Annotated in this window: 15 protein-coding genes and 2 pseudogenes; 8 read left to right on the forward strand and 9 right to left on the reverse strand. The window is 60.1% G+C overall.

All coding sequences use genetic code 11. From position 1 onward, the window contains the following. The first annotated feature begins 510 nt into the window (after positions 1-510). Positions 511-675 (forward strand): hypothetical protein, encoded by a 165-nt coding sequence (locus tag AC0L24_RS23265; protein WP_164895614.1) that lies wholly within the window; start codon positions 511-513, stop codon positions 673-675. Positions 676-823: 148 nt separating this feature from the next. On the opposite strand, the gene AC0L24_RS23270 is transcribed toward AC0L24_RS23265, so the two are convergent. Next, on the reverse strand, positions 824-2,746 hold the full coding sequence (locus AC0L24_RS23270) for a hypothetical protein (protein ID WP_473564174.1): 1,923 nt from the start codon (positions 2,744-2,746) through the stop codon (positions 824-826). 744 nt (positions 2,747-3,490) lie between these two features. On the opposite strand from AC0L24_RS23270, the gene AC0L24_RS23275 reads away from it, so the two are divergent. From AC0L24_RS23275 to AC0L24_RS23285, 3 genes and pseudogenes are all read left to right on the forward strand, one after another. Continuing rightward, positions 3,491-4,804, forward strand: coding sequence for a tyrosine-type recombinase/integrase (locus AC0L24_RS23275; RefSeq protein WP_127809118.1), 1,314 nt, complete (start codon positions 3,491-3,493; stop codon positions 4,802-4,804). A gap of 129 nt (positions 4,805-4,933) precedes the next feature. Then, a pseudogene (locus tag AC0L24_RS23280) lies at positions 4,934-5,518 on the forward strand (NRAMP family divalent metal transporter); the annotation flags it as partial. 176 nt (positions 5,519-5,694) lie between these two features. Beyond that, positions 5,695-5,973, forward strand: a complete 279-nt coding sequence (locus AC0L24_RS23285; RefSeq protein WP_127809119.1) for a DUF680 domain-containing protein — start codon at positions 5,695-5,697, stop codon at positions 5,971-5,973. A gap of 492 nt (positions 5,974-6,465) precedes the next feature. Here AC0L24_RS23285 and AC0L24_RS23290 read toward each other — a convergent pair whose 3' ends face one another. From AC0L24_RS23290 to AC0L24_RS23305, 4 genes and pseudogenes are all read right to left on the reverse strand, one after another. After that, complete coding sequence (locus AC0L24_RS23290) at positions 6,466-7,104, reverse strand: ATP-binding protein (protein WP_127809120.1); 639 nt, start codon at positions 7,102-7,104, stop codon at positions 6,466-6,468. A 91-nt stretch (positions 7,105-7,195) separates the two neighbouring features. Next, positions 7,196-7,351 (reverse strand): annotated as a pseudogene (locus AC0L24_RS23295) (DNA-binding response regulator); the annotation flags it as partial. Between the two features lie 277 nt (positions 7,352-7,628). Further along, the gene (locus tag AC0L24_RS23300; protein ID WP_127809121.1) at positions 7,629-8,000 is read right to left on the reverse strand and encodes a response regulator; all 372 of its coding nucleotides are present in this window, start codon (positions 7,998-8,000) and stop codon (positions 7,629-7,631) included. Then, positions 8,000-11,602: a PAS domain-containing protein gene (locus AC0L24_RS23305; RefSeq protein ID WP_473564175.1), complete on the reverse strand. Its 3,603-nt coding sequence runs from the start codon at positions 11,600-11,602 to the stop codon at positions 8,000-8,002. Before AC0L24_RS23305 ends, AC0L24_RS23300 begins: the two co-directional genes overlap by 1 nt. A gap of 740 nt (positions 11,603-12,342) precedes the next feature. On the opposite strand from AC0L24_RS23305, the gene AC0L24_RS23310 reads away from it, so the two are divergent. Continuing rightward, entirely contained in the window at positions 12,343-12,489 is a 147-nt protein-coding gene (locus tag AC0L24_RS23310; protein ID WP_023812705.1) for a hypothetical protein, read from the forward strand. Positions 12,490-12,824: 335 nt separating this feature from the next. Here the strand turns inward: AC0L24_RS23310 and AC0L24_RS23315 are convergent, their stop codons facing one another. From AC0L24_RS23315 to AC0L24_RS23330, 4 genes are all read right to left on the reverse strand, one after another. Then, positions 12,825-13,619, reverse strand: a complete 795-nt coding sequence (locus AC0L24_RS23315) for an SDR family oxidoreductase (protein ID WP_473564176.1) — start codon at positions 13,617-13,619, stop codon at positions 12,825-12,827. Positions 13,620-13,696: 77 nt separating this feature from the next. Next, entirely contained in the window at positions 13,697-14,347 is a 651-nt protein-coding gene (locus AC0L24_RS23320) for a VOC family protein (protein ID WP_245481864.1), read from the reverse strand. A 55-nt stretch (positions 14,348-14,402) separates the two neighbouring features. Then, entirely contained in the window at positions 14,403-15,209 is an 807-nt protein-coding gene (locus AC0L24_RS23325) for an SDR family NAD(P)-dependent oxidoreductase (RefSeq protein WP_127809123.1), read from the reverse strand. 101 nt (positions 15,210-15,310) lie between these two features. Next, complete coding sequence (locus tag AC0L24_RS23330) at positions 15,311-16,594, reverse strand: epoxide hydrolase family protein (RefSeq protein WP_127811331.1); 1,284 nt, start codon at positions 16,592-16,594, stop codon at positions 15,311-15,313. Between the two features lie 230 nt (positions 16,595-16,824). Between AC0L24_RS23330 and AC0L24_RS23335 the strand changes: the two genes are divergently transcribed. From AC0L24_RS23335 to AC0L24_RS23345, 3 genes are all read left to right on the forward strand, one after another. After that, the gene (locus tag AC0L24_RS23335) at positions 16,825-19,842 is read left to right on the forward strand and encodes a PAS domain-containing protein (protein ID WP_127809124.1); all 3,018 of its coding nucleotides are present in this window, start codon (positions 16,825-16,827) and stop codon (positions 19,840-19,842) included. A 23-nt stretch (positions 19,843-19,865) separates the two neighbouring features. Further along, positions 19,866-20,240, forward strand: a complete 375-nt coding sequence (locus AC0L24_RS23340) for a response regulator transcription factor (RefSeq protein WP_127809125.1) — start codon at positions 19,866-19,868, stop codon at positions 20,238-20,240. Positions 20,241-20,330: 90 nt separating this feature from the next. Then, entirely contained in the window at positions 20,331-20,948 is a 618-nt protein-coding gene (locus tag AC0L24_RS23345; RefSeq protein WP_473564177.1) for a response regulator transcription factor, read from the forward strand. Positions 20,949-21,473 lie beyond the last annotated feature (525 nt).

Raw genomic sequence — 21,473 nt, forward strand, 5'->3', positions numbered from 1 at the left:
GACGGTTGGACCGACGCATCCATGGAGGTTGTCGTGCGTCAATCGTGTGGATTCACCTGTGCGTATTTCGTCTTAGCTTGCTCGATCGCGGTAGTTTGCGCAGGAGCTGCAACCGGTGGTCAGCAGGGCGGAGGGCATGGCAACGGCGGCCATGGTTCTGGTGGCCATGGTGGCGGCGGAGGTCATGACGCCGGCGGCAACCACGGCGGCTCGCAGAAAGGGACTAGCGATGACCCCGGCGGCTCCAGTTCGTCGGCGGACGACGGCGAGACCAGCACAAGCGGCACTGCGACAGTCCCTGGGACGGTAGGTCCGGCCGCCGCTACTGCTGTTGCGTCCGCAAGGGGCGGACAGTCGCTCGACCTGCCGGCCGCTCTCCAGCCTCCCAGCGACAGCAACACTCAATCAACAGTCAGCCGAACCGAGGCGCTGCCGGGCGTCCCGGATAAAGTCGTTCGGGCCTGCCATGATGCCATCGAGTCGGCCGCCGCTCCGTTTGGGGCGACCAGCGTGCGCGTCGCCAGCGCGGGCGTCGTACATCAGTTGAGTCGGGCGACGATCTCGGCCCCTATCGAGGTCAGCATCGACTATGTGCGGCAAGGCAACGTGGAAACACGGCAGGCGGCGGTCCAATGCGAATTGGACGCGACAGGCAGCGTGATCGGCCTGACATAGCGAACCGCGCAGAACACCTCGCTGATGAAGCAGGGTGAATTCGAGAGGCCATTCATCTTTGGCCGAAATGGCAGCAGGCCTCGGGTGTGTTACCAAGGGTGCGGGGCATCAAAGATGGCCTTCCACGGAAGGGACCGCGCAGTCGGAATCACTGTGGTGTCGCGTGTCTTGGCAAGAGCGAGTAAGGAAGTGTGATCGAACGCACCCGGGTCATCCGCGAAGGGTTGCGAACCTTGCCAGTCTTCTTGCTGACGGCCGTCACCTGGCTGGCTGCCGCGCGGCCAGAACGCGGCTTCAGGGGCGGTTCGATCTGCGCGCTGCGGCGCTCAGTCCTGAGCCTGTCGTTGTCCCCGCGCGCCGCAGCCAAGTCGCGGGCAAGAGAAACAGTGGCCTCGCGTTGCTCGTCCAGAGCCTCCTGAAGCTTAGCGACACGCACCAAAAGAGCTTGGGCGGCGGCTTCGCGCTCGATGCGGGCTCTGTCGAGATCCTTACGATTCATGACGGCTGTAGTACGTTCCCGTGCCAGAGCCTGTGCCGTCTCGGTTGCGGCCTGCTCGGCACGCTCTTTCGCTGAGACTGCTTTGGCTCGCTCCAGTTCAGCCGCCTGGCGCTCGACGCGAGCTTCTTTCAGCTCCTCAACGGCCGCTGCTGCTGCAGCGCGTTCTCGTGCGAGCGTTCGCTCCGTGTCAGCTGCGGTCCGCTCCACTTGTTGTCTCGCTGTGACCGCGTCGGTCCGTTCCTGCTCAGCCGCGGCCGTACGCTTCATGAGTGCGGCATTGGCCAGTTTCGCTTCGGCGAGATCGCCACGAAGCAGCTCCGCCTTCCGGCGTTCGTCGTCGAGCATGCCGCTCGCCTGCCCCAGTGAAGCCTTGGCCGTGGCGCGATCCTCGGCGGCCTGGGTCTCAAGCTGTTCAATTTGGACGCGCGCTTGCGATAAATCGCGCGCCTGCCTTTGGGCCTGCTCCTGCTCGAGATGAGCAGCGGGCATCTCCTCAAGGACATAGCTGGTGGCCTCGCTCAGCATCGTGCGGGCATCTCCCGCAATGCGCCGCAACGCGTCAAGAGTGCGGGCCGCCGCGAGTTCATTGCGCAACCGCTCCTCGCGCGCGTCATCGGCAGCTGCCATGCTTGCCCTCAGCGTGTGGATCTGCTTGCTCGCCTCGAGGAGCGCTCCCTGCAGAGCGGCGCTCCTGGCACGCTCGCCTTCCGCCGCCCGGTGTTCCTGGTCGGCCAATTGTCTCGCAGCGGCAGACTGAGCACGATCCGTCCCGTCTTGCGCCTGGTTAGCCGTGAGATCCGGGCCAAGCAATTCGGCACTCGCCTGAAGTTTCAACGGGCGCGAAAGGTCTCGATGGGCCTGGTCTTGGGTTTGCGAGATGGCTGAAGCGCTTTCGACCCAGATTTGTCTCGTCATCGCATAGCCAATCGGCGCGGCCAGACAAATGGCGGCGAGACCCAAACGCGATACAAGAACGATCGGCCTGCGAACGACAGGGTTTGAGGCAGGCGCCATGGCCGGGTCGGGATCTCCCATCTGAGCTGTGAAATTCAAACCGCGATCCGCAGCATAGGCCAACGGAGCAATTTTTGGCGGTGAAGCTCTATGGCGCAATTGGTCCCATGCCGACCCGCAAATCCGCTTCCCATATTCCGCGATCGCGCTGATGGATGCTGCAAGCCGGCCAGACTGCACACTGTTCGGTGCAGGAGCACCGGTCACCAACGAGCTCCCGCTGGGTTCGGATGTCGCGGCGAAATGCTCGATTCGCACTCCGAACCGAGAGTAGTTGGTATTTTGAGCCCGAACATCCAGGCCGACCGCATGCAAGGGGTTGGCAGCCTTGGAAGAAGCAGGTCCGGCGACAAGTCCGGCCGGGCTTTCCCATTCCCAAGAAGCCTCGTCGGCGATACCGGATCTGCCTTCGTCAAACGCTGCAAGGCGGCTCCGTCGCACCGCGGCAAGGATACGCCGGAGCACAAGATAGGCGCCTACCGATGCAAGCGTCACTACCGCGCTCAGAATGGCCAGATGGACGTCGTTTGCATACATTTCGGCAAGATAATGTGGCATTGCCGTGCCCGTGCGTTCTGGGGTGTATTGTCAAGTTCATCAAGCGATGTCTGGTCATTCGCCTTGGTATTGGCCAAGGCCTTACCGTCCTCGAAGCGTCGCTTTCTTCGGGATTCTTCTGGTACTTGCGAATTGTTGCGGATGGCGGGGCGCCAGTCGCGTGCTGATAGATCGCCGCAGTTGATATTCCTTAGCGGGCAATGGCCGACCAAGGACACATGCGGGGCTCTGAGACGCCGATTTGCGCCTCTGCATATCAACCTCGCGAGAGTTCGCCGGTGCGGACAATTCGCCATTTCCCGGCTCTTGACTGTCCATCATGAACTTTAAGCTAGGTCACAGCGCACCACGGTCAACCATCACCTCGTAATGATCCTGCCGGCAGCCTTCGGCCAGACAAACGGGCCATTGTAGTGCCCGCTCTTCGTAGCGAAGCTGGATCGTTCCTTGTTCGGCGATGCATTCCCTCCGAGATTCGTCGTACTGTTTCGCGAAAAGTACGACGTCAGTTTGCTAAGCTGGTGAAAATGCGTGGTGATCCCGACAGGAATCGAACCTGTGACCTACAGATTAGGAATTTGTCAGACGGCCTTTTCTGTTGTTTCTCTTTGCACGCCGCCGTACGATTGATGCCCCTAAGGCGTTAAGGCTGTTGCGTTTTTCGTGCTGCGCGCCTATCGTAGCGTAGGCATACCAACAGATCGAACGTAGCGCAATCGCCGTACTAATACCGTACTAATTGTCATGACCGACCTTCGTCTCTCCCTCAACGACCGTGCCGTCGCAATGCTTCAGACTGCGGCCTCAGGGCAGTATTTTGCCCGCGATACCGATCTGCCGGGTTTCATGGTGCTTGTCGGCAAACGGCGAAAAACATTCGTTGTCCAGGGTGAGCGGAGGAAGGCGGGAAAGCGCCTTTCCGTCCGCATGAAGGTAGCTGAAGTTGGAGAGCTCACGACACGAGCGGCGCGGGCGAAGGCAAAGGTCATTCTCGGGAAGATCGCCAACGGCGTGGATCCCCGCCCATCGAGGCTAAAGCTGGAGGCTGATGCCGCCGCCGCCGATTTGCCGTCGATAGGGAACCCCACGCTGCGCATTGCCTGGGCGCGCTACCGTGACGGGCATATGAAGAAGAAGGACAGGAGCGAAGGGACGATCAACAACTACCGCGATCATGTCGAGCGGCTGTTGGCTGACTGGCTTGACGAACCTCTGTCCAAGTTCGGCTACGATCCTGCCTTGGTAACGACACGGCACGAGAAACTAACCAAGCAAAACGGCGCATACATCGCCAATGGCTGCATGCGAACGTTGCGCGCCGTCTACAATCATGCGCGAAAGGCCGCCCGCTCTTTGCCTGCCGACAACCCGGTATCAGCCATAGACTGGAATGCCGAACACCGGCGCAACTCCGCGCTTGGCCTGTCGGATCTGAACGGGTGGTTCAGCCAACTCGCTGCTTTAAAGAACCCCGTCCGACGTGAGTTCCATCTGTTCATGCTGCTTTCGGGCCATCGACCTGAGGCAATCAGAAAGGCAAGGGTCGAGCATGTCGATTTCCGCGCGCGAGTCCTGCACATACCAAGGCCAAAGGGTGGTGAGGTCAAGGCCTTCGACATACCGCTTTCGAGAGCCATGATCCGCTGTCTGGTTCGGGTGATGCGGCTTGGCCGGGCTCTCTACAGCGAGCAATCGCGTGACTGGCTCTTCCCGGCCGACAGCGGAAGCGGTCACATGGCCGAGCACAAGGAGAAGCGCGATGATTTGTCGAAGTGGGGCAATGACCTGCGGCAGACTTTCCGCACAATCGCGCAGGCCGCAGGCGTTGCGGAACTGGATGTTCACCTTCTGATGAATCACTCGATCCCCGGTGTCAACGCAGGGTACATAACGCGCAACAAGCTGCTGAGCGATCATCTGCGCCAGCAGCAGGAAGCGATTTCGAGTCGGATACTAGAGGCCGGTCGTTGGCGGCAAAATCAATCGCAGCGCCGCACTTCTGCCTGGCCCGAGCTCCCGGCCAGGCGCATCCTTGATGGACTGATGAGCGGCAAGTGAGGAGCGGCAATTGGCTGTTCGCAACGTCTGGCTTGATGCGGCCACGACCTTTCACGCCGAGACTTGTTCCGCGACAACGCGAACACTCCCATCGTTGGCGCAGGGCGCCTGTGCAGAATAATTTTCTGGATGACGGAGCTTTTGCCCTGCCGACAAGTTACCTCGCTCGCAGCGAAGGGAGGCTGTCAGCATGCAAAAGAACAATCCGTTGTTGGCCCCTCTAAGCCCCGGCTACTCGGCGCCTTGGGACCTGGCCTGATCACGGGCGCGTCGGACGACGATCCCAGCGGCATTGCCACGTATTCCCAGGCGGGCGCGCAGTTCGGCTTCGGCCTGACTTGGACGTTACTTTTCAGCTATCCGCTTATGTCCGTGGTGCAGGAAATCAGCGCCGGGATTGGCCGCACCACCGGCCAAGGGATTGCCGGAAACATGCGCCGGTATTACCCGAACTGGCTGCTCCAGTCGGCCGTCATTTTACTCCTCATCGCCAACATCATCAACATCGGCGCTGACCTCGGCGCCATGGGCGACGCCCTAAATTGATCATTGGCCGGCCACATCTCGCCTACATCACATGTTCGCCGCGATATCCGTCGTCCTGCAAGTGTTCCTTAGATACAGCCGCTACGTCTCGGTGCAGAAATGGCTGACGCTGTCTTTGCGTACTTTGGAACCGTGCTCGTTGTGCATGGGCCATGGAGTGAAGTCGCTCGCGGCCTGTTCATACTGCTCAATGAGTATGTTCAGGCGCCGATATGATTGCAACACCATCGTATAGTGCAAATGGCTGCAGCGAATGGCTACCTTTTGGTGGTCCGAGTGATGATGACCTTCTCCCAGTTGCGTCATTGACGGACGGATCCCCTGAGGACCCAGGAGTATTTGAAATGAACAGGATCACTCTAATTGCCGCCGCCATTCTTCTTGCCACCGTTACTGCCTTTGCCGGCAGCGACCACTACGGCTCGGAGAATGTCAACAAACTGCGGTCGCCTTTCGGTATCGACCACGGCGTTACCGCCTCAATCCACAAGCCCGCCACGGGCAAGCATGTACACAAGCCCGCCACGGGCAAGCATGTGATTGTCGATCCTAATACGACGACTGTGCCTTCGACCAATGAATCCTGGCCAGATTTCAATCGGGGAATCTGGGGCAACAACTAAATCTATACCACTTTTTGCAGAGCCGAAGCGGCGGACAAGGGCGTCGACACCAGCGGCGATTGCCGTCTCGCCTTCGGTGAGCGACGTCACTGTACGATGCCCGCCCCCGGTAAACCAAAGTGAAGCTGACGACTGCCGGACGCGCGTCCTCTAGCGCAATCGGCAACGAAGCTGGTGTAGATCTCGGCTAGCTGGGAGTGGGACAGGTCCCGTAGCGCGCGAATTCGGACGCCAAGGCCTGCAGCCAGGCGACATTGCGAGCCGGCTCGGCTCGGGCCGGGCGGTGGCAGAAGACATTCACGTTTAAGGGACCGGCGATGGCGTCCCGTGTCCCAGTGATCATCCTTCGGGCCAGGGCGGCGCTCACAGCCCCTATGGCGATCGAACCGAGCCCTCCCGAGTTCGTAAACCCCCGCCGCTAACCTAGGCGTGAAGTTCCCGCCATCGGCGCTTGAATGATCGGCAACGCAAGGCCGAGGCGGCGGCGAAGGTCTAGCACGCCGCTCGCGCCTCCGCTGGGGCTCGTAGGCGTGCAAGGCATCCGCGCTCAGTGAACCACCATTCGATCGAGCCGCCCAAGTCGTTGGCCAAGGCGCGCGCTACCGAGACTCCGCGTCCCGGCGCGACGTTCTCGTCGCAGCGGCCGTCGTCGCCGACGGCGCAGATCACGTCATCGCCCGCCTGCGCCACCCTGACGGCAATACTGCCGGCCCGGCCGCGCAGCCCGTGCCGCGCCGCGTTGCGGATCAGCTCGGCAACAGTCAGCCCTATCCGCCACGCTCGGTCTGCCGACAGCCAGATATCGTCGGAATCCACTGATAGGTGAACGCCGCAATCAGCAAGGGTCGCCCTTGTAAAGGTGACGCAGACGCGTCCGAGATATTCGGCCAGGTTTACCTGGCCTTCGACAGGGGGTAGCAGCGCCCGATGCGCCTCGGCGTGTGCGCGGAGCCGGTCAGCGGCCTGCTTCAGCACCCTCCGCACGTCTGACCGTCCGTCGGCGGCTATCGCCAGCGCGAGGCCTGCAATCGCTTCTGCGTACTCGTTCGTGACCCGGTGGCCGATTTCCTCCACCAAATGCAGCGGTAGCTTGGGGTGCGCTGTAGGCGTGAAGTGGAATTGCAGTGTCATGGCTAAGGGCTCCGGCGCCTCGGGCGATGATCGCCCGAGGGCTGCAGGAACGAGACCCGATGCGCAGTAGCGGCGCTATTGAACCAAGGTATCAGCAGGCTTTGGGAGGGTGGCCGTCGGATGCAGTCGCAGGCGCTCTCATCCGCACTTGGTCGGCCAGAGACATCACGCGGCCGCGGTGCGCCTTCACCGTGATCTCGCTGATGCCTCCCAAATCGCCGCCCACCTGCTTGTTGAGCAGGCCGGTGACAACAAGTCGATGACCTCGCGTTAGGGATGGCTGATGATCGCCGACGAATGTCTGGAGATGCCGATCATTTTCATCAGCGGCTTCGGCGCTCTCCCGATGACCGTCCGCGCGTTGAAGGCGGGGGCCATAGATGAGGCCTTCTAGGGACTCGCGAACAGAGATGTCATCGTCGACGGCATGGACCGTTCAACCGGTGTCAGGCCGGGGATACTCCTTTGGCGGAGGGCGGGTGAGGGGCCTTCGTCGCGTTGAACGGCTTTTGCATGCAGAACCCTCATCGCCTTCCTAGCGCAGCTTCCACGGCCTTTACGATCGCCGCCTCCGTAAAAGGTTTGAGCAGAAAAGCCACCGCGCCGCGCTCGAGCACTTGCGCTTCCAACATTGCATCGGCGTAGGCCGATATGAAAACAATGCCTACGTCGATCTGCCGGTTCAGAAGCTGAATCTGCAATTCGGGGCCTGTCATCCCCGGCATCGAGACGTCAAGAACCAGACAACCAGTCGACGTCAGTCCTTCGCAAGCGAGAAAAGCTTCCGCCGACTCGAAGGGGCGCGTGACGAACCCGTAGGAATTCAGGAGGTCAGGAAGGGACTCACGAACGGATTCGTCGTCGTCCACCACGCAGACCAGATTACTGTGCATCATTACGCTTGCCTTGAATTGAGACCTGCAACCTCTACGGCATTGCACGGCAGGGAGAATGTGAACGTCGCTCCAGGCTCGTTCCGGTTGGGTACCGCCGTGAGGCTGCCCCCGTGGGCCTGGATGATCGAGCGACTGATAGACAGCCCTATGCCCATGCCATCGGGCTTGGTCGTCTGGAACGCCTGGAACAGCTTTTCGGTCTCCTGTGGGTTGATGCCGTGTCCGGAATCGCGGACTTCAAGCGAAATATTGCCATCGGGTTCGCACCGGGTCGCGATCCGAAGCATTCGGACCCGGTCCGTGACCTCGCTCATGGCCTCAGCGGCATTCAGGACGAGGTTCAGAATAACCTGTTGGATCTGGACTCGGTCCGCGGCCGCGTGGGGCAGGTCTCCTGCAAAGGTCGTTCGCACGATCACACGGCGACGCTGTAGTTCGCTTGCGAGGAGGGCAAGAACTTCGCGGGCAATCTCCTGCAGGTCGATTGGTTCAAGGGTCGGGGCGCGACGAGCGTAGAGCGAGCGCAGGCGCTTGATCACTTCCGATGCGCGGTTGCCGTCACGGAGAGTGCGCTGGGTAATCGTCAAGGCTCCCGCCACGTCAGGCGGCTCGGTCGCGAGCAGGCGCAGGCAGGTGCTTGAATTGGTGATGATACCAGCCAGTGGTTGGCTGACCTCGTGGGCTATGGATGCGGTGAGCGTGCTGAGCGCCGTCACGCGCGCAACATGAGCCAAGTCCTCACGCGCCCGATTGAGGTCGTCTTCGGCAAGCTTTCTGGCGGTGATATCCTGCAGCGCGCCCATGAACACCGGGCGATCGGGAATCTGGTCGATCCGATGGCCGACCACTTGAGCGTGGCGGATACCCCCATCGGTGTTGATCACACGGAATTCGAGCTCGAAGTTTTCGCCTATTTGCGCGCCGCCGATCAGGGCCTCGACCTGAGCCAGGTCGTCCGGATGAATTGCCCTCATCATCATGTCCATCGTGACCTTGCAACCAGGCTCGAACCCAAACACTTTGTAAATGACCTCAGACCAATTGTGCTCATCAGCGTGGACGTCCCAGGTAAAGCTCCCGGTTTGGCTCAAACGTTGGGCCGCGGTAAGGTAAGTGTTGGTCCGTGCCAGTTCGTCTTCCGCCAGTTTGCTGACGGTGACGTCTTGCGTGCTGCCCAGGTAGAGGATGCGATCGGTAATTTCCGGGATGCGCTTACTGACGGTATGAACATACTTGGTCTCGCCGGCTGGCGTGACGATCCGATAAAAGACGTCGAAGTCGGCCCCGAGACGCTTACCGTCGGCAATGACTTGCGCAACCCGGGGCAGGTCCTCGGGATGAATGCCGTTGAAAATCGTGTCTATCGTCGGAGGCTGCTCCGGATCAACGCCCCAGATCCGATAGTTTTCGTCTGACCAGTCTATGTCATCGGATTCCAGATCCCACGTGAAGCTACCGATCTGGCTGAGCGACTGAGCGGTCTTCAGGTAGCGGTTGGCCCTCGCGAGCTTGGCCTCACTCGCCTTGAGGGCGGCTTCAGCGAGCCGGTCTTTCGTTACGTCTTGGTTGCTGCCGATATAAACGAGACGATCGGTGATCTCCGGAATCCGGGTGCTAACCGTGTGGATATGCTTGACGCCTGCCGGCGTGACGATGCGGTAGGTAACATCGAAGTTCTCGCCAGACCCGCGGGCATCATCGATGGTCTTCACGACCAAATCTAGATCATCGGGATGGATCGCGTTCAGGATGATGTCTACTGTCGGCGTGGCGGCCCGGTCAACTTCCCAGATCCGATAGTTCTCGTCTGACCAGTCAAGCTCGTTGGAATCGACATCCCAGGTGTAACTGCCCACCTGACTGAGGGTCTGCGCGGCCTTGAGGTAGCGGTTGGCTCTCCGCAGACCGGCCTCACTCGCCTTAAGCGCCTCTTCGGAAACTTTGGCTTCGGTGATGTCCTGAAGTGCACCGAAATAGGCCGGCCCATCCGTGGTTTCCGGCATGCGTGTGGCAACTGAGCGAATATGCTTGACTACACCCGCAGGGGTTACAATGCGGTGCACCATCTCGAAGTTGGCGCCTGCCTGCACCGCCTCGCTCATGCCCGCCGTGACCCGTTCCCGATCATCGGGGTGGATCCCGTTGAAGACCATCGACATTGCCGGAGGGAGCGATGGGTCGATGCCCCAGATTCGGTAAGACTCGGCTGACCAGTCGAGGTGGCCCGTTTCAACACCCCAGGTAAAGCTGCCCGTCTTGCTGAGCCTTTGCGCCGCGGTCAAATACAGGTTGACCTGCTTGAGATCCGCTTCGCCCGCCTTCAAAGCAGCCTCGGCCAGCTTGCTCTCAGTGATATCCTGCGAGGTGCCGAGATAAACCACCCGGTCGGAGATCTCGGAAATGATCTCCATCACAGTATGCAGGTGCTTCACGCCCCCCACGGGCGTGACGATTCGATAGACGACATCTAACCCTTCCTTCGCCTGCGTGGCAGCGGCGAAGACCTCCAGCATCTGCTCGCGATCCTCTGGGTGGATGGCGGCGGCCACCATCTCCATGGTCGGGGGCACGGCCGGGTCGAACTCCCAGATGCGATAATTCTCCTCCGACCACACCTGCTGGTGGGAATCAGTATCCAGCGAAAAACTGCCGGTCTTGCTAAGCCGCTGCCCCCCTACAAGGAAGTGATTGGCCCGGCGGAGGTTAGCCTCGCTGGCCTTCAGGGCGAGGTCGGATCTGGCGCGTTCGATGGCGATGCCGGCTATGCGCGCGAAGCGGTCCACCAGTTCCTCATCCTGGTAGGTAGGGCCTTGCGACACATGCTTGTAGATCGCGAAAATCCCCAGCACGTTTCTATGACTGTCGAAGATCGGGGCAGACCAGCACGATGCCAAGCCGAAACCCGTGACGAGTTGCGGCCATGGCGACGCTGCCCAACGAGGATCTCTCGGCGGGTCGGCGGCGATAATGGTCGCGCGAGATACTACCGCCAGCGAGCAGGGGCCGTACTCCGGGTCGATCTTCAAGCCTTCTAGCGCGGCGTTGTAGTCTGCCGGAAGGTTTGGGCCCGCCGCAACCTGGAATCGCTGCCTGTCGTGGTCGACGTAGAGGATACTGCACACGGAGCCAGACGAGAGATCCTCAACGAGAAGACAAAGCTCGTTAAGCACGATAGGAAGCGGCAGACCACGTGCGACGAGCTCAAGCAGGCGCTTTTCCGCCGCCAACTGCGCCTCGGCCCGCGTGCGGTCCTCGATATCGGTGTTCACGCCGCACCAACCGATCAGGTTTCCCGCCATGTCTCTGAGCGGACGGGTCTGCAGGTTGAATCGCCTATAGACGCCATCGTGTCGGCGGAGCCGAGCCGTCACGTTGATTTCCTCAGGCGCCGTGACGCTAAGGGTTTCTTTCCACGCCGCCTCAACGACTACCAAGTCATCCGGATGGAAGAGCGAGATCCAGCCGGAAGCGTTCGCCAGCTCGAGCGTAGTTCCCGTGTACTCGCGCCAAAGTCGGTTGACGAAGTCACAGGATCCGTCTGGCGTGGCAGTCCATATCATCCCTGGCAGTGCGTCCAGCAGGCGAGTCTGATCCGTCTCCATCCTTGACTTTCGTGCTGTCCCCGGTTGACGAGAATGCAGAGCCCGACCCGCCCGCGTCCATAGGACTATGGTGTCGGTCTTCGCGATTCCTGGAGCCGCTCTCGTTGGGGGCCTGTCAGAGGCGCCCGGAGACCGCCACGCAGTAGGTGGCCGGTTGCCCTACGAAGCGCGACAAGACGTTTGCCTTCAGGAAGACGTGCTCCAGTGATAGGCGTCGGTGACATTGCGGCCAGATCGACGCCCCGCGCCTTCCATCTGCGCTTTCGGGGCCGCGCGAAGGTCCGCCGAGGTGTAGGCGCCGAAGCGCATCGGCTGTGGCGCGCCGATGCCAGCATAGGTCCGCCGCGGGCAGGAAGCATGGGAACTCCTGCGAAACGTAGAACTTGCCCTTGACGCCCCTGGATCGGCTGGAAGCGTCGATATTCACGATGAAGAATGAGGAAAAAGCAGAGGATTGCGATTGCCCCCCTCTGTTTTCGGTTCCGTGACCTTGCTTAAGGTTGTGGTGATCATCGACTCAAAGACCGCGTCGAATGTCCGGCCGATTTCGGGAAGCTACAAGCAGATCGGCGAGCACATTCGGGCTGGCCGCGCCAGCACGCACAATCTGTGGTGCCTCATCGTCAGGCGGGAAGACGCTGTTTCGTAGACCAACACAAAAGTATTGCCGACACTATCGTGCAATGGATTTGCGGTTGCTGTCAGTCGATCACTAGCGCATTCAACACAGGAGATGTGTCATGCGCGATCAACGGCTGAGCAATTCACGCGTCGCAGCAATCGTCAAAACAAAGAACGAAATCAGCGTCAACCAAGCGCGGTGGATCCTGGTTCCGCTGTTCGGATTGTGGATCTTGGTTTCCGCCGCAGGCATGATCCTCGGATGAAGAAATGGCCCCGGCCGTGTGCGCATCCGCCAAACATTAGCCCGGTGCTGTGGCCCGATTTCCTGTCAGCTCCTTGGCCTTCGCCGATCTGCATCGGATGATTGCGAGGTTGTCATCATCCGCTGCTGATGGCCTTCGCTTTATGGATGGGCATTTGCATCTATGCATGCGGCCTGCTTGACGGCTATCGCGCCTACGCTGCGGTGTTATCGATATACTGTCGCGTTCAACGCCATCTTCCCCGATCGGTCCGGCCAAGCGAACATCGTCCCAAGGTGCTGTTGCCGCTTGTGGTGTTGGCGTCCGCAAACGGCGCGTTCCAATTTCGAAGCGCACTAGCCAAGGCACATCAGACATAAGAAATCAGCAGAAGGCTCGGCTTGGCTAGGAGACAAGTTGCTGACCGCCGTCGATGTCGTATGTCGCACCCTCAGCGCGGTGTTGCTCATGATGTGAACGGCAAGTGCGGCGACATCGACCGGGCCGACGACACGCCGGATCGGCAGGGTCGCCCTAAGCTCTTCGCGACGCATGTCAAGGTCTTCGCCGAGCAGGGACGCCGAGAGTGGCGTATCGACGAAGCCGGCGGCGATCAGGTTGATGCGGACGGGTGCAAGCTCGAGCGCCAGATTGGCGATGAGGGCGGGAAAAGCGACCGTCACTGCTGCGACAATCGCCAGGCCTGGCCGCGGGCGACGCGCGCCAGTGCCGCCCATGAATATCAGCGATCCGGCCGGCCTGACCTTGCCGGCGGCGCAGCGGGCGACGTTGATCGCGAGCAGCAGGTGCTCGGTGAGATCATGCCGCGCCTCATCGGGCGCAAGTTCGAGCGGTGAGCGGTAGTGGGGAGCGCCGGCCGTCGCCATGACATGGTCGACTGGCCCGGGCAAATCCCGGAAGAACGCCTCCAGCGCGGAAGGATCGTTGGCATCGAAGGCTGCGATTTCATCTGCGCCAGTCTCACGTGCTGCCACATCCAGGCGATCTCTGTCGCGTGCCGTGAGGATGACCCTGGCACCCTCAGCGCGAGCGCGCCGGGCGGTCTCCAGCCCGATGCCGGAGCTGCCGCCGATGACGACGACGGTTTGGTCGCGCAGATCCGGTTCACGCGGAATGGTTTCGGTAGCCATGACTTCTCCTCATCGCTTTGGATGCGCCATCACATGCCTGGGTCCGACGAAATTGCCGGCAGCGCGCCGCCGCCCTGCTAAAGCGGCAGCTCTTTGCCTGATGCCTCGGCGACCATGTATGAGGCGTACCAGTCCGGCCAGTTCTCGTCGTGCCGGCCACCGTCGCGCTTCTCATGCTCGCCATGCGCCGCCGCAGCGCGGCCGAGTGCGGCGGCCAAATCCGACACGGAGGCGAAGCTCGTCGCTGCGGCCTCGATCCGTCCGGGGAACCGGTTTGTGATCTCCTGCAGCAGCCAGCTGTTGCCATCGGGATCGCTGAACGTCGCGAACGAGACGTAGCTACGTCCTTCGGGATCGCGCCCCTGGATAGGTGGTTGGCCTGGCCCGGCGCGGTGGAACACCTCACTGACTTCAGCCCCCTTTGCTAAAAGCTCGGCGCGGGCGGTCTCAATGTCAGAAACGACGAGATAGGTTGTACTTGCGGCGCCGGGTTCGGCAGATGTGAGCCCTTCGCCGAAGTGCACCGAAGCCGGAGAGCCCGGGGGCGTGAATTGCACAACGCGGAAGGACTCGCCAACCGCGAAATCGGCGTCGAGCCGCCAGCCGAGTCGGGCATAGAAGCGCTTGGCGCGGTCTACATCCGAAACGGGAATCACGACAACTTCAAGTTTCATATCGCTGGTCGCGGTCAGTGCGGCTTTGCCGTCGACAACTTGGGCAATGGTCATAGGATTTTCCTTTGTATGATTCCGAAGGCGCGCGCAGGGCATCCCAGCCGTGCTGCTATGCATTGACGGCAACCCTGTAACGGGACGCCGGCATTTTCCGGGACAGGTTCGGGATCAGCTTCTGGCGTGCCGCTTCGTAGCTATCCCAGTCCGACCGGTCCGGGAGCGACGGGATGGTGATGAGCTCTCCCTGGTCAAAGCCGGCCAGTGCAGCGTCGACCAGGTCTTCTGCCTGCATCACCCGTTCGTCCGGGTAGTTGGAAAGATCACCACCTGCAACATCCCAGAAGTTGGTCTCCACCGCCCCTGGGAGCACCGCCTGGACGGCGATATTCTTGTCCGCGAGCTCTTTGTGCAGCGAAAGGGTAAAGGCGGTGACATAGGCCTTCGTTGCGCCGTAGACACCGTTGAGCAACTCCGGCCAGAGGGCCATGGCCGAACTGATGTTGATGATTGCGCCGCCTCCACGTGCCACAAAAGCCGGCGCCGCCGCGTAGGTCAGACGGGTAAGCGCTGTAACATTCAGTTCTATCATCTCATCCATGGCGTCCACGTCGGTCTCCAGTATGGAGCTGACGGCTCCAAGGCCGGCATTGTTGACCAGCATGGAGATCCCGCTTTCAACGCGAAGCAGTGTCTCAACTTTGCCGCGGTCAGCCTTGTCGTTTAAGTCGGCCGCAATCGTTTTTACGGTGCGTCCAGTGACGCCAGCTATGTGCCGCGCAACGCCGTCAAGCTTTTTGTCGTTGCGGGCCACGAGAACGAGATCGTAGCCTCGGCGTGCAAGCCGGTCGGCATAGACGGCCCCAATGCCCGCAGACGCGCCTGTGACGAGCGCAGTTCCTTTTGTCGACATGTTCACGGTGTTCTCCATCCAAGTCCCAGTGACATTGGCGCGGCCGGGCGGGGGGAGGGACCCGGCCGCGCACTCGCGAGAAGGCGGGGGAGGCGCCTGTGCTCGCGTTAGATGGATTCGCGTAGCGTTTTGAATGCGGCCCGAAGCTCGGCGCTAAAGGTCGCCGGCTGTTCCCAGGCGGCGAAATGACCGCCTTTAGGAAGCCGGTTATAGTGAATGAGCTTCGGATAAGCCTTCTCGGCCCAGCTCTGCGGAGCCTGGTAAATCTCGTCGGGAAACGCGCTGACTGCGACGGGAATCTGGATGCCCCGAGGATCGAAAAATCCTCCTGCAGGGAAATGTGCGTTATCCCAGTAGAGACGCGCCGACGAAATCGCGGTGTTGGTCAGCCAATAGAGTGTGACGTTGTCCAGGATGTCGTCACGTGTCAGGCCTTCGGTCTGTCCGTCGAAGACACGCGCTATCAGTTCATAGCTGCGAATGTCGTGATCGAGCATCCATGCCGCGAGGCCCACCGGCGAGTCAGCAATGCCATAGAGCGTCTGCGGACGATTGTTCATCTCAATCGCGTAGCCAAGCCCGTTTTTGTAGAAGTCGTCGAGCTGGTCCCATGCCCGCCTTTCGTCAGCAGACAAACTTGCCGGGGGAGGGGTCCCAGCGGCAAGCGCCTTCGAAATTTCGGCTGGAACCGTTGCTGCCATGTTGGTGTGAATACCCAACAGTCCGGGGGGCTGCTGAAGGGCCATCGTTTCAGTAACCGCATTGCCCCAATCGCCGCCCTGCGCCACGTATTTCGTGTACCCTAGCCGTTGCATAAGCTCCGCCCAGGCCTTCGCGATGCGGGTCGGCGTCCAGCCCGGTGCCGTTGGTTTGCCGGAGAAGCCGTAGCCCGGTAGCGACGGAATGACCAGGTGGAAGGCGTCCGAAGCGCTGCCTCCATAAGCTGTTGGATCCGTCAGTGGCCCGATGATCTTCAACTGCTCGATGATCGAACCCGGCCAGCCATGCGTGACAATCAGGGGCAGGGCATCCTTGTGCTTGGACCGGACATGGATGAAGTGAATGTCCAACCCATCTATGGCCGTAATGAAGTGTGGCAGTGAGTCGAGCCGCGCCTGCATTGGGCTCCAGTCGTAGTCTGACGCCCAGTAAGCTGCCAATTTCTGGATTGTGGCCAACTGAACGCCCTGCGTGTCGCCAGCGACGGTTTCCTTGTCAGGCCAACGGGTCGCTCGGACCCTGTTGCGCAGATCGTGAAGCTGGTGTTGCGGGAAATTGGGGGAAAATTTGCGGATTGAAGTGTCTGCCGCGGCCGCCTTCAAAGCACTCGGAAGGACGGAAACCGCTCCCAAGGCAACTGTGGTGGCAATGACTTCGCGTCGGTTGGGCATTGTCGATTTTGCTGGCATTGCGGTCTCCTCTGTTTCCCATTCAAGCCGATGGGGGAACATTTCGCTCGTCGGAAGCCGGAATGCGATTGCACCAACGTATTGGCGATACCTTTGTATTGCCTGCGGCTGGGGGCGCGAATCCCGTGGCAAAACCAACACCAAGGCATGATGGACGTCAGAGCCCGCCTGGCGCAGAATCGGGCCCGCGCGACTTTCGCGAAGGGACGGCAATGAAGATGGACCTAGGCCGCGTTCTGTATGCACTGCCCGGACTGGTCTGGACTGCATTGCGAGACGGCCGTATCGATTTCGTCAACCGACAATGGGCCGAATACACCGGTCTCGGCCTCGACGAGGCTCACGGCAGTGAATGGAAGTCGATCGTCCACCCTGACGATCTGCCCTCGCTGCTCGAACGGTGGCAATCGATGTCTGAGGCGGCAGACCTGGCCGAACTGGAGGTTCGCCTGCGCCGCTTCGACGGTGTCTACCGCAGGTTCCTGGTCAGGTGCAGTCCGATATTTGATGCTGAGGGGCAAGTCGAAAGATGGTGCGGCGTTGGTACGGAGCTGGAGACACGGCAGGCCGTGGCAGAAGGCCCCGTGGAGCAGTCGACTACTTTTCAGCACATCGTGGACAGCATCCCGATCCCAGTCGCCGTGACGTCGCCGACAGGCGCTGTCGAATGGCTGAACCAGCCAACCCTCGACTATTTCGGGAAGACTTTGGAAGATTTAAGGGGCTGGAAAGCGTCGGACGTGGTGCATCCAGACGACCTAGAGAGAACGATCGCCGCGCAGACCGACGCTCACCTTCGGGGGAACAGCTACGATGTTGAGAGCCGCCACCTACGCGCCGACGGTGTCTATCGGTGGTACAACGTTCTAGGATTGCCATTACGAAATCCTCGCGGGGATATCCTGCGCTGGTTTCATCTGCTCATCGACATCGACGACCGAAAGCGGGCCGAGGAGTCATTGAGGAAAAGCGAAAACAACCTGCAGACTATTATCGATACGATACCCGCCCTTGTCTGGTCAGCTAAGACTGACGGGGCGGCCGAATTTTTCAACCGACACTACCTGGAGTACGTCGGTCTTGGCCTTGAGCAGGTCCGAGACAGTGGATGGATAGCTACCGTCCATCCGAATGATGTCGACGCTTTGAGGTCTGCCTGGGCGGCGACTCTGGCTGCCGCGCGACGCGGTGAATGCGAAGCGCGGCTACTGCGCTTCGACGGGTCTTACAGGTGGTTTCTGTGCCGCATGGAGCCGTTGTTCGACGATGCGGGAAACATTGTTAAATGGTACGGGGTCAACACTGACATCGAGGCCCAAAAGCGCGCGGAGGCGGCATCGCGAGCGAATGAAGTCGATGTTCGCAACATAATAGATTCGATTCCAGCCCTTGCATGGTCAGCCCAACCAGACGGTTGGGTGGACTTTGTGAATGAACATTACCTGAACTTCACGGGCATGCCGATGGAAGAGCTTCTCGGCTGGCGCTGGCTGGCCGCCGTTCATCCGGACGACATCGAAGGACTGGCCAAGATTTGGCGAGACGGCATCGATACAGGGCTCCCTCAGGAAGCGGAGGGCCGCCTACGCCGCCATGACGGAACGTATCGATGGTTTCTGTTTCGCTCCAGTTCTGTTCGCGACAAAAACTGGAACGTGATCAAATTTTACGGTTTCATAACCGATATCGAGGACCGGAAACGTATTGAGCAGGCTCTTGCCGCAAGCGAGGCCGAGGCGCGCCTCGCCATGGATAGCATCGACGGTATGATATGCCTCTTTACACCGGAGGGCGTCCTAAACGGCGGTAACAGGAAACTTCTAGAGTACTTCAACCTTCCCCTCGAAGAAGTAATGAAATGGGCGACAAACGGGATCACCCACCCCGACGACCTGCAGCATTGTATCGAGAGTTTCATGGCATCTGTCGCTTCGGGGGAACCGTACGACTTCGAAACGCGCTTTCGTCGTTTTGACGGCGTCTTTCGCTGGTTTCAGATTCGCGGACTCCCCCTCTTCAATTCTCAGGGAGAGATCATTCGCTGGTACGGCCTCCTCACCGACATTGACGATCGCAAACGTGCAGAGGAGAAGTTAAAGCACAGCCAGATGTTATTGGCCGAGGGCCAGCGAATGAGCCTCTCAGGTACCTTCTCATGGCTGGTGGATTCGGACGAATTGACCTTCTCCGAAGAACTTCACCGTATCTTCGGGTTTGACGCGGGCGCGCAAATCACATTCGAGGCGATTCAAAGCCGTGTTCATCCGGATGATCTCCCGCTTCTTGCGGGAAAAATGGCGGTGGTGCGCAATGGTGGCGACAATCCCGAGTATGACATTAGACTACGGATGCCCGATGGCGCCATCAAGTATCTCAGGGTGATAGGTCGCCTGATAAAGAGCGACAACGGTCGATCCGAATGTATAGGAGCAGTACAAGACGTTACACAGAAGCGGCTGGCCGAACAGGCCCGCGATGAGCTGCGGTCGGAACTTGCGCATGTCACCAGGGTGACAAGCCTTGGCGCGATGGCCGCCTCAATCGCGCATGAGGTCAACCAGCCGCTCTCAGGCATCGTCACCAACGCCAGCACGTCGCTCAGGATGCTGGCTGCCAATCCTCCCAACCTGGAGGGTGCCCGGGAAACCGCCCGCCGCACAATCCGCGACGGGAACCGAGCGGCAGACGTGATCACGCGTTTGCGCGCCTTGTTCGGCAAGCGTGTTTTCCAAGTCGAGCAGGTTGACCTCAACGAAGCGGTGCGAGAAGTCGTCGCGATCTGCTGGAGCGATCTGCTACGAGCCCGGGCCAGTCTAAAGACTGAACTGGCCGAAGGGCTTCCGCCCGTTTCAGGTGACCGTGTCCAACTACAGCAAGTGGTCATGAACCTACTGCGCAATTCTGCTGACGCGGTGGCAGGTGTCGACAATGCGCCACGACACGTCGTCCTGACCACCACAGCTGGCGGAGAGGGCGCGGTTCGCCTTTCGGTATCCGACTCGGGCGTTGGATTTCGCACCGTCGATCCGGATCGAGTCTTCGATGCTTTCTATTCTACCAAAAGTGACGGTATGGGCATCGGACTGTCGGTCAGCCGGACTATTGTCGAGAGCCATGGCGGGAAACTTTGGGCTGAAGCAAACGAGGGGCCGGGCGCGACGTTCACACTTTCCATCCCGGCCGTGGCCGGCGATTTTTGCGATGCCGCTCAATGCCGAACGGCCACCTAGCAGTGTACCACGGTGAGGTTTTGATGAACGAAAAGGGTCCACTCGTGTCGATCGTCGATGACGACGAATCCGTACGCGAGTCCTTGCCTGACCTTCTGAGGGAGTTTGGCTATCGTGTCGAGGCGTTCTCGTCGGCCGAACGCTTTCTAGCGTCAGGCGACGAGGTCGGGACGAGTTGCTTGATACTGGATATTGCGATGCCGGGCATGACTGGAACCGAGCTGCTGCGCAACTTACGCGACAGGGGGCAACCGGTGCCGATCATTTTCATCACCGCACATCGCGATGAGTTCGTCAGGCAGGGCCTAATGGCCGATGGCGCCGTGGACTGCCTTTACAAGCCATTCAGCGATGCCGCCCTGCAAACGGCTCTGGCCAAGGCGATTCCATCCGTTTGAACAACACGACCGACTACGAGATTTGTCGACTGGAGATACGCAATGCTTAGGGATTTGGGTTACGCGCCGAACCATGCCGGATCATCACCAATGACGAATGAGACGCCTGTCGTGTTCGTGGTTGACGACGACATTTCAGTTCGCGAATCCCTTGAATTGCTCATTGGTTCCGCCGGCTGGCAGCCGGAGATATTCGCATCTCCCACCGAGTTTCTTGCTCGACCTCGCTTGGCAGTGCCTAACTGTCTTATCCTTGACGTTAATCTGCCCGAGTTGAATGGGCTTGCCCTGCAGCAGCTCATTGCTGCCGAGCGAATCGAGACCCCCATAATCTTTGTCACTGGCTACGGCGACATACCCACCAGCGTTAAGGCGATGAAGGCCGGCGCCGCTGAATTCCTGACCAAGCCGTTCGGTGAAGATGTTATGCTGGCGTCCATTGAGCAGGCACTGGAGCGCAGTAGGGCCGCGCTCTCATCGCAATCGAATCTAGAGGTGCTGCGGCAGCGACACGCTTCACTCAGCCGGCGTGAGCAGCAGGTTCTGTCATTCGTTGTATCCGGTCTGATGAATAAGCAGATCGCTTTCGAACTCGGCATCAGCGAAATCACGGTCAAAGCGCATCGGGGACAGATGACGCGCAAGATGCACGCCAAGTCGCTACCGGATCTCGTCAACATGGCCGCTACACTTGGTATCAACGATTGACCATGCATGCCTGGACCGATCCAATTGTATTGATGACACCTTGGGACAATAGGTCAAGGTCACCTCTGCGCTACCCTGATCGCGGCATCGCAGCAGTAGCGGGTTAGGGAAGTCCGCGACCCTGATGAGGGGCCGCTCCATGCGACTGCAGCATTCCCATACGACCACATCGAGTGAGGTTTTCCATATCCATAGCATTTAAGGCCCCGTCTCGATCATTCTTCCGAGCGCCGAGTCGCCGGCTATGCCCGTTCATTATATTGACCCTTCAAGGCCGTTCAGCCGTTCCGAAAGTCCGAAGGTTCATTGACTTCGCCGTTCCGCGTCTTCGATCAGAAATTGGACGCATCACAGCGGGACCCGGTGGCCCTGGGTGATTTGCAAAATTGTGGGCGGTGGCAATTCCAAGACCAGCGGACGCGTTTAACTACTCCCTGACCAACATGGCGAGTTTGTTTTCGGCTTTGCGCCTGACGTGAATGGCGGACACAAGCGCTGTCGCAGGTAGCCAGTGGGGAACGCGCC

This window comes from Mesorhizobium sp. WSM4809 (assembly GCF_055811655.1).

Excerpts from the sequence above, each read along its gene's own strand:
- AC0L24_RS23270 (WP_473564174.1), bottom strand. The coding sequence starts at position 2,746 with ATGCCACATTATCTTGCCGAAATGTATGCAAACGACGTCCATCTGGCC.
- AC0L24_RS23275 (WP_127809118.1), top strand. The coding sequence starts at position 3,491 with ATGACCGACCTTCGTCTCTCCCTCAACGACCGTGCCGTCGCAATGCTT.
- AC0L24_RS23285 (WP_127809119.1), top strand. The coding sequence starts at position 5,695 with ATGAACAGGATCACTCTAATTGCCGCCGCCATTCTTCTTGCCACCGTT.
- AC0L24_RS23290 (WP_127809120.1), bottom strand. The coding sequence starts at position 7,104 with ATGACACTGCAATTCCACTTCACGCCTACAGCGCACCCCAAGCTACCG.
- AC0L24_RS23300 (WP_127809121.1), bottom strand. The coding sequence starts at position 8,000 with ATGATGCACAGTAATCTGGTCTGCGTGGTGGACGACGACGAATCCGTT.
- AC0L24_RS23305 (WP_473564175.1), bottom strand. The coding sequence starts at position 11,602 with ATGGAGACGGATCAGACTCGCCTGCTGGACGCACTGCCAGGGATGATA.
- AC0L24_RS23310 (WP_023812705.1), top strand. The coding sequence starts at position 12,343 with ATGCGCGATCAACGGCTGAGCAATTCACGCGTCGCAGCAATCGTCAAA.
- AC0L24_RS23315 (WP_473564176.1), bottom strand. The coding sequence starts at position 13,619 with ATGGCTACCGAAACCATTCCGCGTGAACCGGATCTGCGCGACCAAACC.
- AC0L24_RS23320 (WP_245481864.1), bottom strand. The coding sequence starts at position 14,347 with ATGACCATTGCCCAAGTTGTCGACGGCAAAGCCGCACTGACCGCGACC.
- AC0L24_RS23330 (WP_127811331.1), bottom strand. The coding sequence starts at position 16,594 with ATGCCCAACCGACGCGAAGTCATTGCCACCACAGTTGCCTTGGGAGCG.
- AC0L24_RS23335 (WP_127809124.1), top strand. The coding sequence starts at position 16,825 with ATGAAGATGGACCTAGGCCGCGTTCTGTATGCACTGCCCGGACTGGTC.
- AC0L24_RS23340 (WP_127809125.1), top strand. The coding sequence starts at position 19,866 with ATGAACGAAAAGGGTCCACTCGTGTCGATCGTCGATGACGACGAATCC.
- AC0L24_RS23345 (WP_473564177.1), top strand. The coding sequence starts at position 20,331 with ATGACGAATGAGACGCCTGTCGTGTTCGTGGTTGACGACGACATTTCA.